Annotated in this window: 15 protein-coding genes; 6 read left to right on the forward strand and 9 right to left on the reverse strand. The window is 60.4% G+C overall.

From position 1 onward, the window contains the following. Positions 1-3: 3 nt before the first annotated feature. A complete protein-coding gene (locus tag ACP7B7_RS12510) occupies positions 4-387 on the reverse strand; it encodes a hypothetical protein (RefSeq protein ID WP_426076876.1) in 384 nt (127 codons plus the stop codon). Between ACP7B7_RS12510 and ACP7B7_RS12515 the strand changes: the two genes are divergently transcribed. Next, positions 386-1816 carry an HD-GYP domain-containing protein gene (locus ACP7B7_RS12515; RefSeq protein ID WP_426076877.1) on the forward strand — a complete coding sequence of 477 codons (1431 nt, stop codon included), beginning with the start codon at positions 386-388 and terminating at the stop codon, positions 1814-1816. The two genes, ACP7B7_RS12510 and ACP7B7_RS12515, sit on opposite strands and share 2 nt — an antisense overlap. A 7-nt stretch (positions 1817-1823) precedes the next feature. Here the strand turns inward: ACP7B7_RS12515 and ACP7B7_RS12520 are convergent, their stop codons facing one another. From ACP7B7_RS12520 to ACP7B7_RS12530, 3 genes are all read right to left on the reverse strand, one after another. Beyond that, positions 1824-2036, reverse strand: coding sequence for a hypothetical protein (locus ACP7B7_RS12520; RefSeq protein ID WP_426076878.1), 213 nt, complete (start codon positions 2034-2036; stop codon positions 1824-1826). A gap of 51 nt (positions 2037-2087) precedes the next feature. Next, a complete protein-coding gene (locus ACP7B7_RS12525; RefSeq protein ID WP_426076879.1) occupies positions 2088-2597 on the reverse strand; it encodes a DUF2939 domain-containing protein in 510 nt (169 codons plus the stop codon). Positions 2598-2737: 140 nt separating this feature from the next. Continuing rightward, the gene (locus tag ACP7B7_RS12530) at positions 2738-3181 is read right to left on the reverse strand and encodes a DUF2939 domain-containing protein (RefSeq protein WP_308921736.1); all 444 of its coding nucleotides are present in this window, start codon (positions 3179-3181) and stop codon (positions 2738-2740) included. A 111-nt stretch (positions 3182-3292) separates the two neighbouring features. Here ACP7B7_RS12530 and ACP7B7_RS12535 point away from each other — a divergent pair, with 111 nt between their 5' ends. Next, positions 3293-4132, forward strand: coding sequence for a hypothetical protein (locus ACP7B7_RS12535; protein WP_426076880.1), 840 nt, complete (start codon positions 3293-3295; stop codon positions 4130-4132). A 14-nt stretch (positions 4133-4146) separates the two neighbouring features. After that, a complete protein-coding gene (locus tag ACP7B7_RS12540) occupies positions 4147-6351 on the forward strand; it encodes a penicillin acylase family protein (RefSeq protein ID WP_426076881.1) in 2205 nt (734 codons plus the stop codon). A 6-nt stretch (positions 6352-6357) separates the two neighbouring features. On the opposite strand, the gene ACP7B7_RS12545 is transcribed toward ACP7B7_RS12540, so the two are convergent. Continuing rightward, entirely contained in the window at positions 6358-7539 is a 1182-nt protein-coding gene (locus ACP7B7_RS12545) for a trans-sulfuration enzyme family protein (protein WP_426076882.1), read from the reverse strand. Then, positions 7536-8930: a pyridoxal-phosphate dependent enzyme gene (locus ACP7B7_RS12550; RefSeq protein ID WP_426076883.1), complete on the reverse strand. Its 1395-nt coding sequence runs from the start codon at positions 8928-8930 to the stop codon at positions 7536-7538. Before ACP7B7_RS12550 ends, ACP7B7_RS12545 begins: the two co-directional genes overlap by 4 nt. Positions 8931-9191: 261 nt before the next feature. Here ACP7B7_RS12550 and ACP7B7_RS12555 point away from each other — a divergent pair, with 261 nt between their 5' ends. Further along, positions 9192-9740, forward strand: a complete 549-nt coding sequence (locus ACP7B7_RS12555) for a thymidine kinase (protein ID WP_308921731.1) — start codon at positions 9192-9194, stop codon at positions 9738-9740. A gap of 147 nt (positions 9741-9887) precedes the next feature. On the opposite strand, the gene ACP7B7_RS12560 is transcribed toward ACP7B7_RS12555, so the two are convergent. Continuing rightward, a complete protein-coding gene (locus ACP7B7_RS12560; RefSeq protein ID WP_308921730.1) occupies positions 9888-11363 on the reverse strand; it encodes an NAD(P)-binding protein in 1476 nt (491 codons plus the stop codon). Next, positions 11363-11971: a hypothetical protein gene (locus tag ACP7B7_RS12565; protein ID WP_426076884.1), complete on the reverse strand. Its 609-nt coding sequence runs from the start codon at positions 11969-11971 to the stop codon at positions 11363-11365. The genes ACP7B7_RS12560 and ACP7B7_RS12565 overlap by 1 nt, the downstream gene beginning before the upstream one ends. A gap of 738 nt (positions 11972-12709) precedes the next feature. On the opposite strand from ACP7B7_RS12565, the gene ACP7B7_RS12570 reads away from it, so the two are divergent. Together ACP7B7_RS12570 and ACP7B7_RS12575 are read left to right on the forward strand one after the other, a co-directional pair. Continuing rightward, positions 12710-13114, forward strand: coding sequence for a transposase (locus ACP7B7_RS12570; RefSeq protein ID WP_426076885.1), 405 nt, complete (start codon positions 12710-12712; stop codon positions 13112-13114). A 147-nt stretch (positions 13115-13261) separates the two neighbouring features. Continuing rightward, the gene (locus tag ACP7B7_RS12575) at positions 13262-13459 is read left to right on the forward strand and encodes a hypothetical protein (protein WP_426076886.1); all 198 of its coding nucleotides are present in this window, start codon (positions 13262-13264) and stop codon (positions 13457-13459) included. Positions 13460-13596: 137 nt separating this feature from the next. Here ACP7B7_RS12575 and ACP7B7_RS12580 read toward each other — a convergent pair. Beyond that, positions 13597-14346, reverse strand: a 750-nt coding sequence (locus ACP7B7_RS12580) for an IS5 family transposase (RefSeq protein ID WP_426076887.1), incomplete at its 5' end; no start/stop codon positions are given.

Genomic DNA, 14346 nt, shown 5'->3' on the forward strand with positions numbered 1-14346 from the left:
TGACTAATTCATATCAATTTCCTCTGAATCCACCAATAAAATCGTATTTGTCGTCACCAGGGCGGTGATGCATAGTGGGGAGCCGGGGCGTTCGCGCCGGCGATGAAAAATGGCGTGCCTGCCCCTGCGGCGCTGCGTACCCAGGCAAGGGCGGGCAAGCCGCCGGCAAAAAAACAACAACTTCCCTGCATGCGCCTGGTACCGCGCCATGTTGTTGCAATGCCACATGCTCCCGTCATGCAAGCCACCCCGCGCGGCACGCTCACTCTGCCGTGCCGGGTGGCGGCCTAAGTATTTGCCCCTGCTGCAGACGGCTGAGGCTTCGCGTAGAATATAAATTAATTTCGCCAAAGAAATTTTTATTTCTATCATGCCAATTTCAACCATGACCCCGCTCCCCGCCAGCAGCATCAAGCTGTCCGAACTGATTGCCGCCCTGAGCCAGGCGCTGGACATTACCGAAGGCCAGCCGGAGGGGCATTGCATCCGCTGCTGCTGGATCGGCATGCATGTGGGCCGCGAGATCGGCATGAGCGACGATGACCTGTGGGATTTGTATTACACCTTGCTGCTGAAGGACCTGGGCTGCAGCAGCAACGCCGCGCGCATCTGCGAGCTGTACCTGACCGACGACCTGGCGTTCAAGCAGGATTACAAGGCGGTCGGCGACAGCCTGCCGCAAGTGCTGAAGTTCGTGCTCAAGCACACCGGGCTGAAAGCCGGGCTGGCCGAGCGGTTTCGCGCCGTCATGACGATCTTGCGCGACGGACCGCGCATCGCCCGCGAGCTGGTCGCCACGCGCTGCCAGCGCGGCGCCGATATCGCGCGCCTGCTGCGCTTCCCGGAAAGCGTGGCGGCCGGCATCTACAGCCTCGACGAGCATTACAACGGCCAGGGCAAGCCGGATAGAGTGGCCGGCGACGCGATTCCCATGTTCTCGCGCATCGCGCTGATGGCGCAGGTGATCGATGTGTTTCATACGGCCGACGGCGCCAGGGCGGCGCGCGCCGAAGTGCGCCACCGCGCCGGCAGCTGGTTCGATCCGCAACTGGTGGACGCGTTCGAGCGGGTGGCCGAATCGGGCGCGTTCTGGTCGATGTTGCGCTCGGAGCATATCGGCGCGGCGGTGGCGGCGCTGGAACCGGCCGCGCGCATCGTGCCGGTCGACGAAGACTACCTGGACGATATCGCCGCGGCCTTTGGCCAGGTGGTCGATTCAAAGAGTCCGTACACCAGCGGCCACAGCGAGCGGGTGGCGCTGTACACCGACATGATCGGCGAGGCCATGGGCCTGTCGCTGGAACGGCGGCGCTGGCTCAAGCGCGGCGCCTTGCTGCATGACGTGGGCAAGCTGGGCGTCAGCAACAGCGTGCTCGACAAGGCTGGCAAGCTCGATACCGACGAATGGCTGGCGGTGCAATTGCATGCCGGCTATACGCAAAAAATCCTGTCGCGCATCGACGCCTTTGCCGAGCTGGCCATCGTGGCGGCCGCCCACCATGAGCGACTCGATGGCAAGGGCTATCCGCACGGCCTGCTGGCGGACGCCATTTCGCTGGAAACGCGCATCATCACCACCGCCGATATCTTTGACGCCATCACGGCCGACCGGCCGTATCGCGGCCCGATTCCGATCCCGAAGGCGCTCGACATCATGGCCGAGACAGTCGGCACGGCCATCGACGCACAGTGTTTTGAAGCGCTGAAGGCGGCTTTGGCGCGCTTGCCGGAACTGGCGACCGCCGGGGTTGCGGCGATTGCCATCCCGGCGGCGTCAGCCACGCCCGCACCGGCCGGCGTGGCGCTGGCGGCCTGAGGATGATCTAGATCGGAAACGCGCCGGCGCCCGACACATTCAGGCAGGCCACCTTGTCGCTGGAAAAATACTTGATCTGGCCGAGGCCGATGGCGTAGCAGCCCTCGGCCAGCGGCGAGATCGGCCCGGTGAGTTTTTCGCCATTGACCAGTGTCACCACCCACGGCGTGCTCGCCGACTTGCCCGCGTGGGCCAGTGCTTGTTGTACCAGATCCGACATGCTGCCTCCGATAGAAGGTTGAAAATCAGATCATAGCAGCGCGCCGTCATTTCATGCGTCGGCCAGGTTTTTCGGCAAGGCCACCGAGGTCAGCTTCCAGTGCCACAGGCCATCGCGGCTCAAGGTCAGCTCGCCGACGCGGCTCTTGCTGTGGGCGCGCTGCACCACGACGCTATTCCAGGAAACATAGTTCAGCGAGTAGGCCGGCGCGGTGTTGCGCCGCAAGCCGCTGATGTCGCTGCGCCGGCCGGCCGCGGTTTCATAATGGGCGTTCAGCTTGAGCAGGGCCACGATACCCTCCGGCATCAGCATGGTGTCGAGCAACGGGTCAACGATGTCGGGGTTGATGTCGCTGGCGACTTCCGGCGCGGCGAACAGGGCGCGCAGCTGGCGTCCGAGGTTGGCGCGCAGGCGGTTGCTATCGACATGGGCGGCCAGCGCGTCGGCATCTTGCGTGATGCTGGCGGCGCGGAGCTGGTTCATCGCGAAATACGGCGTGCCATAGAACAGGCCGGCCAGCACCGCCAGCGCCACGATGCCGAAAAAGAGGGCTTTTTTCATCGCAATCTCTCGTTTGCCGGCGCCGTTGCGCCCGAAGTGATGGCATCTTACATAATGTTTCCTTAAATAAATCTAGATATTATGGTAATTGTTTGCTCTGGATCAAGTCAGCGCGTATTCGCCTTGTCTGCGTGACATGATCACAAGTCGGCCGGCAAGGCCAGGTCCGCCAGCTGCCAGTCCCACATGTCGCGCCGGCGCAGCACGAAGGCGCTGGCCGCGTCGCCGGCGCCGGCGCGCCGCAGCACCACCTCGTTCCAGGAGCGGTAGGACATGCGGAAATCGCGGCGTTCGCCATTCGCCCCATGCTTGCCGTGCAGGATCAGCACCGTCAGGCCGGGCGGCGAGACGATCCTGTCGAGCAACTGCCGCAGTTCGTCCTCGCTGCCAGCTTCGCCGGCCGCGCGCAGCTGGCGGGCCACGCTGGCGCGCAGGGCCGGCAGGTCGGCGTAGTGGGCCAGATTGGCCGTGCGCACCGACCTGGCGGCCATGCTGATGCGGTACATGGCGATATACGGGCTGACATACGTGAAGCCGACAGCGGCAATGGTAAAAATCGCCGCGACGGCGTGCTTTCTTTTCATGTCTCGATGCCGGGATAATGGGAGTGGCCGTGATTTTACCCGGTGAGGCAGGGCAGATGGTGTAGCATGCGTGCCGGCGCGCACCATCGCGCCGTACTACAGAGGACAACCATGAATATCATTATCAATCAGGTGCTGCAGTCGTATGTCGACCCGCTGACCGAGAGCGAATACGCGGCGCTCGAGCGCAGCCTGCTGGCCGAAGGCTGCCGCGACGCGCTGGTGCTGTGGAACGACGTGCTGATCGACGGCCACAACCGCTACGCCATCTGCCGCAAACATCATATCGACTTCAGGACCATCCAGAACAGCAGCTTCGAGTCGCTCGACGACGTGATGCTGTGGATGATCGACAATCACCTGGCGCGTCGCAGCGTCTCGGATTTCCAGCGCGGCGTGCTGGCGCTGAGGAAAAAGGAAATCGTCGCCGCGCGCAGCCCGGCGCCGGCCGCTGCCGACGAGGCGGCGGAAGGCGAGAGCGCGCCGAAGCCGGCCATGAGCACGCGCCAAGACGTGGCCAAGGCCGCGCGCCTCTCCAGCAACCAGATCAGCCAGATCGAAAAGATCCAGAAGGCGGCCACGCCGGAGCTGGTCGAAGCGGTGCGTGCGGGCACGATCTCCATCAATGCGGCGGCCACCGTGGCCTCGCTGCCGCAGGACGAGCAGGTGGCGGCCGTGGCCGGCGGCAAGAAGCTGTTGCGCCAGGCGGCCAAGGAGATCCGCGAACAGCGCGCCGCCACACGCACGCCGCGCGAACCAAAGATGCCGCACGTGTCGCAGGATACGCCCGAGACCGGCAACGAGCCATGGGCGGAGAATGCCGCCCAGGCGCCCAGCGAGGTGGAACGCCTGCGCGGCGAGCTGGCCGGCCTGAAGCAGCGCGTGGCGCAGCTGCAGGCGGAAAACACGGAATTGAACCAGCGCATCGCGGCGCTGATCGACGCATCCTGAACCCCGGAGACACCATGCCCACCCGCCGCTGGCTGCATGCCGCCGCCCTTTGCGCTGCGTGCGCCGCGCCCTATGCCGCTGGCGCTGCGCCCGCCACCGACCTGGCGCGCTGGCAGGCGCGGGCCGCCAATGTATCGATCGCGCGCGACACCTGGGGCATCCCCCATGTGACGGGCAAGAGCGATGCGGACGCCGTGTTCGGCCTGATGTATGCGCAGGCCGAGGATGATTTCGCCCGCATCGAGCTCAATTACATCAACGCCATGGGGCGCCTGGCGGAAGTGGAGGGCGAGCGCGAACTGTACCGCGACCTGCGCATGAAGCTCTTCATCGATCCGGCCGAACTGCAGGCGCAGTACCGCGCCAGCCCGCCCTGGCTGCGGCAGCTGATGGACGCGTTTGCCGATGGGCTCAATTTTTATCTGGCCACCCACCCACAAGTCACGCCGCGCCTGATCACCCATTTCGAGCCGTGGATGGCCTTGAGCTTCAGCGAAGGCAGCATCGGCGGCGATATCGAATCGGTCAACCTGGCGCAGCTGGAAGCCTTTTATGGCCAGGCGGCGCTGCCTGTGCCGGCACCGGTGCTGGCCGTTTCCGTCAGCGGCCTGGAAGCCGAGCCGAGCGGCTCGAACGGCTTTGCCATCGCGCCGGCCATCACCAAAAACGGCCATGCGCTGTTGATGATCAATCCGCACACCTCGTTCTACTTCCGGCCCGAAGTGCAGGTCACCAGCGGCGAAGGCCTGAACGCCTATGGCGCGGTGACCTGGGGCCAGTTCTTTGTCTACCAGGGCTTCAACGAGCGCATCGGCTGGATGCATACCTCGGGCGGCGGCGATGTGATCGACGAGTACCTGGAAACCATCGTCGAGCACGACGGCGCCTGGCACTACCGCTACGGCGGCGCGCTGCGGCCCCTGAAAGCCGTGCCGATCAGCTTGCCCTACAAACTGGCCGGTGGCGGCATGGCCAGCCGCACCATCACCGCCTATTACAGCCACCACGGCCCCATCGTGCGTGCGCAGGACGGGCGCTGGGTGGCGGTGCGCCTGATGAGCGAACCTTTGACGGCCCTGACGCAGTCCTACACGCGCACCAAGGCGCGCGATTACGCGTCCTTTTACCGCACCATGGAACTGCGCACCAATTCCTCGAACAATACCGTGTATGCGGATGCCGATGGCAATATCGCCTACTTTCACGGCAACTTCATCCCCGTGCGCGATCCCCGTTTCAACTGGAAGCAGCCGGTCGACGGCAGCGACCCGGCCACCGAATGGCGCGGCTTGCATGAGGTGGGCGAGACCATCACGCTGCTCAACCCGAAAAATGGCTGGATCCAGAACACCAACAACTGGCCGTACTCGGCCGCCGGGCCGCACAGCCCGCGCCAGCAGGACTACCCGGCCTATATGTCGGTGTATGGGGAAAACGCACGCGGCCTGCATGCGGTCAAGGTGTTCAGCCAGCGCAGCGGCTTCACGCTAGACAGCCTGATCGCCGCCTCCTACGACAGCGAACTGACGGCCTTCGAGACCTTGCTGCCGCCGCTGTTTGCGGCATACGATGCGCTGCCCGCAGATGCGGCCGACAAGCTGGCGCTGGCCGGCAAGATCGCCTTGCTGCGCGGCTGGGACTGGCGCTACGGGCTGGCGTCCACCGCCACCTCGCTGGCCGTGTTCTGGGGCCAAGGGCTGGCCGAGACGGCGGGCAAGGCGGCGCGTGCCGCCGGCGTGCCGGTGGTCGACTTCATGGCGACCGGACAAGTAAGCGCCGCGCAGCGGCTGGCGGCGCTGTCGGCTGCTGCGGCCAGGCTGGAGCGCGATTTTGGCTCCTGGCAAACGCCGTGGGGCGAGATCAACCGCTACCAGCGCCTGACCGGCGACGTGGTGCAGCCGTTCGACGACAATCAGCCCAGCCTGCCGGTGCCGTATGCCTCGGGCAACTGGGGCGCGCTGGCGGCCTATGGCCAGACCAGCAAGAGCACGACCAGGCGGATTTACGGCGAGCGCGGCAACAGCTTCGTGGCGGCGGTGGAGTTCGGACCCAGGATCAGGGCAAAAAGCATTCTGGCGGGCGGCCAGAGTGGCGACCCGGCCTCGCCGCACTTCCAGGACCAGGCGGCCATGTATGCGCGCGGCGAATTCAAGGACGTGCTGTTCTACCCGGAAGAGGTGGCGCGGCACCTGGAGCGCCGCTACCACCCGGGGCAATAGCACCGCTCAGATCGCGTCGAGCGCCGTGCGCAGGTCGTGACGCAGGTCTTCCAGGTCTTCGATGCCCACCGACAAACGGATCAGGCCGTCGCCTATGCCCAGCCTGGCCCGCTGTTCGGCCGGTATGCTGGCATGCGTCATCAGGGCAGGGTGCTCGATCAGGCTTTCCACGCCACCCAGGCTTTCGGCCAGGGCAAACACTGCACAGCGCTCCAGAAAGCGGCGTGCGCCTGCCAGGTCGGTGTCCAAATCGATCGAAATGATGCCTCCGTAGCCATCCATCTGGCGCTGCGCCAGCGCATGCTGCGGGTGCGACGCCAGGCCCGGATAAAATACTTTTTTTACTTCCTTCTGCTGCTCCAGCCACTGCGCCAGCGCCAGTGCGCTCTGGCAATGGCGCTGCATGCGGATCGCCAGGGTCTTGACGCCGCGCAGGGCCAGGAAGCTGTCGAACGGTCCCGCGATCGCGCCCACCGAATTTTGCAAAAAGCCCAGCTGCTCGCGCCATTCCGCCTGGCGTTCTTCCGCGCCGACGATGGCGATGCCGCCGATAATGTCCGAGTGGCCGTTCAGGTATTTGGTGGTCGAGTGCACCACGATATCGAAGCCATGTTCGAGCGGGCGCTGCACCAGTGGGCTGGCGAAGGTATTGTCGGCCACGGCGATAATGCCGCGTTCACGGCAGATGCTGGCGATCGCGCGCAGGTCGGCCAGCTTCAGCATCGGATTGGTGGGCGTTTCCACCCACACCATCTTCGTTTCCGGGCGCAGTGCGGCCAGCAGGTTTTCCGGATTGGTCAGGTCGACATACGTGAACTCGTGGCCGGCCGAGCGGCGCCGCACGCGCTCGAACAAACGATACGTGCCGCCGTACATATCGTCGCCGGCAACGATATGGCTGCCGGCATCGAGCAGTTCCAGCACCGACGAGATCGCCGCCAGGCCGGAAGCGAACGCAAACGCGGCGCTGCCGCCTTCGAGGTCGGCCACGCAGCGTTCCAGCGCCCAGCGCGTGGGATTGTGCGAGCGGCCGTAGTCCAGGCCCTTGTGCACGCCGGGGCTTTCCTGCACGAAAGTGGAGGTGGCGTAAATCGGCGGCATGATGGCGCCCGTCGACGGGTCGGGCGACTGGCCGGCGTGGATCACGCGCGTGGCGAGATGGCTCTTGCGGGTGGTTTTATCGTTCAAGATAGTGTCCTGCGTAAGTGGTTGAGAAGGTCGAAGCGCGTGATCAGGCCGTAGAACAGGGCGTCGTCGGCGACCACCGCCGTCAGGCCCCGGTCCAGGGTGGCGCGCAGGGCCGCAATACCTGCAGAGGGTGCCAGGGTTTCGATCTGGGTGGTCATGGTGTCGCCCACCAGGCCGGCAAAGTGGGCGGCGTCGCCAGACACATGCAGCAGCAGATCCGACTCGTCGAGTATGCCGGCCAGCTTGCCGTCTGCCAGCACCGGCAGCTGCGCCAGGTCGCTGGCGCGCATGCGGTTGAAGGCGGTGAGCAGGGTGTCGCCGGGGGCCACGCTGACCACGTCGCCTTCGTCGTAGCGGCGTCCGATCAGGTCGCGCAGGTCGCCCGACAGTGCCCGCTGCAACAGACCCTGGTCACGCATCCAGCCGTCGTTATAGACCTTGGACAGGTAGCGCGTGCCGGTGTCGCACACGAACGTGACGACCCGTTTCGGCGTGGTCTGTTCGCGGCAGTACTTGAGGGCTGCCGCCAGCAGGGTGCCGGTCGACGAGCCGCCGAGGATGCCCTCGGCCAGCAGCAGGGCGCGCGCGCTGTCGAAGCTTTCCTGGTCAGTAATCGTGTAGGCATGTTTCACGCTGTCCATGTCGGCGATCGAGGGGATGAAGTCTTCGCCGATGCCTTCCACCGCCCATGAACCGCTGGTGTCGCTGACCCTGCCCGACTCGATATATTCGGTCAGGATGGAACCTTGCGGATCGGCCAGCACGAATTCCAGCTGCGGCTGCGCCTTGCGGAAATAACGCGTCAAGCCCGTCAGGGTGCCGGACGAGCCGACACCGACCACGATGGCGTCTACGTCATGGCCGCTCTGCTCCCAGATTTCCGGGCCGGTGGTGGTTTCATGCGCGAGCGGATTGGCGGGATTGTTGAACTGGTCGGCAAAGAAGGCGCCCGGCAGTTCGCGCGCCAGGCGCGCCGCGTAATCCTGGTAGTACTCGGGGTGGCCCTTGCCGACGTCCGAGCGCGTGGTGTGCACTTCGGCGCCCAGGGCCTTCAAATGCAGCACTTTTTCGGTCGACATCTTGTCCGGCACCACCAGGATCACGCGGTAGCCCTTGATGCGGCCGACCAGCGCCAGGCCGATGCCGGTATTGCCGGCCGTCGCCTCGATGATGATGCCGCCCGGCTGCAGGCTGCCGTCGGCTTCGGCCGCCTCGATGATGGACAGGCCGATGCGGTCCTTGATGGAGCCGCCGGGGTTTTGCGATTCGAGTTTCAGGAACAGCTGGCATGGGCCAGTGTCCAGCCTGGTCACTTCGACCAGCGGGGTATTGCCGATCAGCTTGTAGAGCGCCGGCGGTTGGGGTGGCGAAAAAATCGTACGATCATTCATGATGTCTCCTGTCAGCGAAACAGCCGCACCGGATTGTGTCCAGGGCCGCCTTTCGTGCCGCGCAGTGTAGGCGCGGGCCCGGGTGCTGCGAACGAATGTTTTAATGCTAGCTTATGCGCATTTCATCTATCCGCCAGGCTTGCCACGCCAGTATGCGCCGCTTCAATACAGGCTGTCGCAACGCTGTCAGGCGACTTATAATGGCGTCCTCGCGGAATGTGATAAACCGTATCCAGACAAGACAAAGACAGGCAGGCGGCAGTGGCAAAACTTTATTTCCGGTATTCCGCAATGAACGCGGGCAAGTCGACGGCCTTGTTGCAAGTCGCGCACAACTACGAAGAGCAGGGCCAGCAGGTGCGCCTGTACACGGCCGCCATCGACAGCCGCTACGGCGTGGGCCGCGTCACTTCACGGCTGGGGCCGCAACGAGTCGTCGATATTTTCGACGCCGATACCAACTTCCTGCTTGATATCCCGCAAGTCGCTTGTTTGCTGGTCGATGAAGCGCAGTTCCTCAGCACGCAGCAAGTGCAGCAGCTGCATCAGCTGGCGCAAGTCAAGGGCGTGCCCGTCATCTGCTACGGCCTGCGCACCGACTTCAAGGGCGAACCCTTCCCCGGCTCGGCCTATCTGCTGGCGCTGGCCGACGATATCGAAGAATTGAAGAACATCTGCACCTGCGGCAAGAAGGCCACCATGAATATCCGCGTCGACGAGCAGGGCCGCCGCATCAAGGAAGGCGAGCAGATCAGTATTGGCGGGAATGAGTCTTATCGGCAGGCTTGCGGACGGTGTTTTTATTCCTGATGTTCCGATCGATTCACGTTTTCATCGCGTGATAAGTCTTCAGCTATGGTAGGCACGACGTCAGTGCCGTCATTGGCTTTGGACTATTGCGCGAACGAAGTACTTAAGGTATCGACAATCTGCTTAAAAATCCACGAGTCGCGCTGCTCAGCTCTTGGTGGGGACGAAGGGTGGTGGGATGCGCCCAAATTGGACGCGGGCGGCATCTATGCCACTGAGCCCAATGGTTTGATAGTCCTTGTACTTGCCGCCGATACGGATCACAACCCGGTGGAAAGTATGACTCTTCCAAGTATAGGTTTTTTTGTCAGGGGCAAGGGAGATGGCGCTTTCTTCAATGTTTCCATGCCCAAAAACGAGCTTCGGGCATTTGCGTAGGATTTGTTTAATATCGAGAACGATTTTGATCAAATGAATCAAGAAACGGTTAAGCGCATAGCAGCGTGTGAAATATTTGCGGTTACGCTGGATGCGTACCAGAGAGACATCGGACCGCAGGATAGAACGGATATTGTTACCTATCGAAGGCTGTAGTGCTAACAGTTCATTGGCAAGCCTGACATGGGCTGCATCAACTGATTGGAAGATCTCTTTTTTTCCGCTCCACATATATGATGTGTTCGAATACTGATCGAGCGATAAGATTTCTTTTAAAATCACATCCAGGTTGCGAGGGTTGTGAGTAATATTTGGCGTGATATCCTTGATAATTTCTTTCCAAATTGCAACTGGGTGTGGAACTTTTTTATCGATCAGGCAGCGTATGGCATCTTGGATGGCGCCGTCGCCGGAACCGACGATTAAGGCTGACACGTGACTGATCCCAGTAATTCCAAAGTAAAGGTGAGTTAAATCATCTGAGGACCAGAATGGAGGGGTATCGAAATCGATTCCTGCATAATTCGTTTCCTCGGCGGAAAATCCACCGGCAAAAATAATCCAGTCAACTTCTATAGTGCGATTTATCACGCCACTTAGCGCATCGGTCAAGATGATCGGTGGTAAGCCAATGGGCAGCGTGGGAATTGGGTCAACTGGTGTTAAAAGGGATTGCAAGTCTTTTTTACTAGAATCATCGATGCGAATATTTGGTAGGTACCAATTCTTCTTTTTAAATTGCTTCGCATTGTTTTTTAATGTGATCAGATTTCTTCCTAACTTAGCTTCAAGATCTAAACGCAGTTTTTCCATGCTGACTGGCGCTGTGAAATTCATTAGGAACCCAGTCTTTTTATCAGCAGCGAGAAAAGTCCCGTCCGCTGGTGGATGCCGATGCTCATCGAATAAATGCGCAGGCCATTCGTACATAGTTGGGCTGAGGTAGCGTGTACCCGCACCTGCTAAGGCTCCGCTTGGAAACTCTTCTTTGTCGATAAGCACAAACCCGAGGCCAATCCTCTTAGCCTCCGTCGCAGCAGCAAGCCCGGCGATACCTGCACCGCAGATCAGGAGAGGGCGGGTTCGATGCGATTCGTTCAATTGCGCAAGTGCTCGTACTATCATTTGCGCGCGCACGATCTGATCCCGAATACTAGCGTTAACTACTCCAAATCCGATATCAAATTGGAATGGAGCAATTTTATGCGCGATGAGTGCAAGAAATGCATTGTGAACTTCTAACATCAATACTCCTCCAACAGGCGACGGTATGCATTCAGCTCTACTGAAAACAAGACAGGGTGACCGACAACCTCAGTTAAACCACCGGCTCCTGAGTTTCCGTCGCCATTATTACCTCCATTTCCACCCGCACCATTACCATTGCCACCATTGTTGCGCCGAGCTATATTATCCGTTGCTTTGTTTCCAAGATAAGCCCGCGGCATTTCAGGAGGCTGTTCACGAAAACGTGTCTCTGGGTAAGTGCCAATTTCTTTTAATTCATCGATAGATATTGTTTTGGTAAAATCGTCTCGTTTCATCTTTGGGGCCGGGCCATTGAAAATTTCAATGAAACCATTTCCACGCCAACGAATGACTAATAGATGACAGTTAACGTCGCGAAGTGTGATGGGTTGATTGCTGAACCTTAGGTGCAATTCAACCACTCGACCCATAAAAGTAACATCTTGATAGTCGATGGATAAACGATGATCAATTAATCCATATATACTGACTGCAGCCGTGTGGCAGTGCTCCACACGTGCTCTATAAGATAAACGTCCGCGCATGCGTAAAAGTAGCGAAGATAAATCTCTAACTTCGGGATAGTCTGGGCCTAAAAATATCATAACGAGGTTAGCGATCCAACCAACAGGTCGACCGCGAAGAAATGTGATATATGAATGATAGCCTATTATTCTTCAAATGTGTTTGCAGTTAATTAAATATTTTTTGAATAAATAATTTTTGGAAAGATAATATATGGGCGGGGCTTAGCTTGACTTTGTCCATTGGTGAGCGAATGACGGAGGGAACGTATGCCCGGAATGTATTGTCAGTCATTGATCCACTCTTGGACAAGAGGTCAATCATGGCAACGTTACCATTCGGGATTACGAAGGTTATTGTAGGATTTTCCGATCTGTTTTCCAAGCGAGCCTGGCCTCTGGTGCCGGTGTTGCTTGCGGGCGCAATTGTGGCCGTTGGCCCGCGAACGGTCGCCGCCGTGCTGCGTGTCATGGGCATGGTCATAGAGCGGCAATTTCAGCAGTACCACCGAATGCTGAATCGTATCCAATGGTCGCCGCTGGCCACCGGCCGGCGTCTTCTGTGCATGCTGATCGCCGTGTTCGTTCCGCAGAGCCCCCCTGCTCATGGCCCTGGACGACACGATCGAACGGCGGCGCGGACCCAAGATTGCCGCCAAGGGAATCTACCGCGATCCGGTGCGATCGAGTCACATTCATTTCGTCAGGGCCAGTGGCTTGCGTTGGCTGTGCTTGATGTTACTGGCGCCAATCCCCTAGGCCCGGCGCCACTGGTCATTGCTGTTCTATTCGGTACTGGCGCCGTCGGAGCGCTACTACTTGGACCGCCACCTGCGCCCCAACAAGTTCACCGATCGTGCACTTCAATTACTGCTGATGGTCCAGCGTTGGCTGCCAAATCGGTCTGTTGTCGTTGCCGACAGCAGTTTTGCGGTATTGAAACTGCTTGCCGCCGCGCGCGACACAGTGTGCATCGTCACCCGCCCGCGCCTCAATGCCGCCCTGTACGATCCTGCGCCTGCTCGGGCATCCGACACGAAGGGACGATCACAACTGAAAGGAGCCCTCCAACCAATGTTCACCCAGACACTCGCTTCCGCCACCACGCTTTGGCATGAAGCCATGCTTTCCCAATGGTATGAAGAAGGAGATAAAACAGTCGAGTTCGCCACCGGCACAGCTATCTGGTACCGCGCCACCTTGCCAGTCGTGCCGCTGCGCTGAGTACTGGTGCGCGATCCGCGCGGCACCTTCCAGGCGTAGGCATTCCTGTGTACCGACCTGGAAGCCGGACCGGAGCAGATACTGGCATGGTTCATCCGTCGTTGGTAGATCGAAGTGACGTTTGAGGAGACGCGTGTCCATCTGGGCATGGAGACACAACGCCAGTGGTCCGCACAGGCCATCTCGCGCACGACGCCGGCGATTCTGGGACTGTATTCGATCGTCACGCTGGTAGCCAACGAGCTGTTGGCGGGACAAGCCATGATGATGCGTCACTCTGCCTGGTACGCCAAGGACAGCCCGACCTTCTCCGACACGGTCGCCTTGGTACGCCGGTCGATATGAAGCGCGGGTATTTTTTGCGGGTCGCAGTCAGAAACCGATATCATGAGAATCCCCCGCACACTATTTGAGCGCCTGACGGAGACCGTCCGTTACGCCGCCTGAATGAATAAAGCCAAGCTTAGAGGGGCCAGAAAAAATCAACTCTTATAAGCTAGTCTGTTGAGTCGCATACGCGCTTCTGCCAACCAAACCCAAGCTGCCGAGACGTCGAGTTTGCGGTCGTGATGCATCACCGTGCGGCGCCAGCGTTCAGTCCACGCATGGGTTCTTTCGACCACCCAGCGCATGGGAAGGATCGTGAACCCGGCATTTGTACCTGCGGCATGCTCAGGGGTGATCTTGGGATCGTGCAGCGTTCCAGTCGTACCATTGGCTAGATGACGCACCACTTCAACTCGAATATGGTGCGCCTGCTCGATGGCATGCGCGCATTTCCCGCCATAGGCGCCGTCGGTATAGAGCTTTTCGAGGCGAGGGCTCTTGCTGCACGCTTGCGTTATCACGGTTGCTGCCGCATCCCGGTCTTGCACGCTTGCAGCGGTGACGGACACTGCGATGATCAGCCCCATGGTATCGACCACGAGATGACGTTTGCGCCCTCTGACCTTCTTGCCTGCATCAAATCCGCTTGCGCCACCTTGCGGCGAAATACGGGTGGACTGTGCATCAATTACTGCAGCGCTTGGCATACTTGCTCGCCCCATGCGTACACGCCATTGTTCGCGCAGCCGGTCTTGCATCTGTTCGAATACACCTGCGTCAACCCAGCGTGAAAACGCCTTGTAGACCGCCTGCCAGGGTGGAAACGTCGTAAGCGCTCCATAAACCACAGCCTTGTGGCGTAATCCCGATTTCCGCATGCTTGCCGTTTCAATTTGAACGGGAGC

Source organism: Janthinobacterium sp. PSPC3-1, assembly GCF_049896105.1.
GTDB lineage: Bacteria > Pseudomonadota > Gammaproteobacteria > Burkholderiales > Burkholderiaceae_D > Janthinobacterium.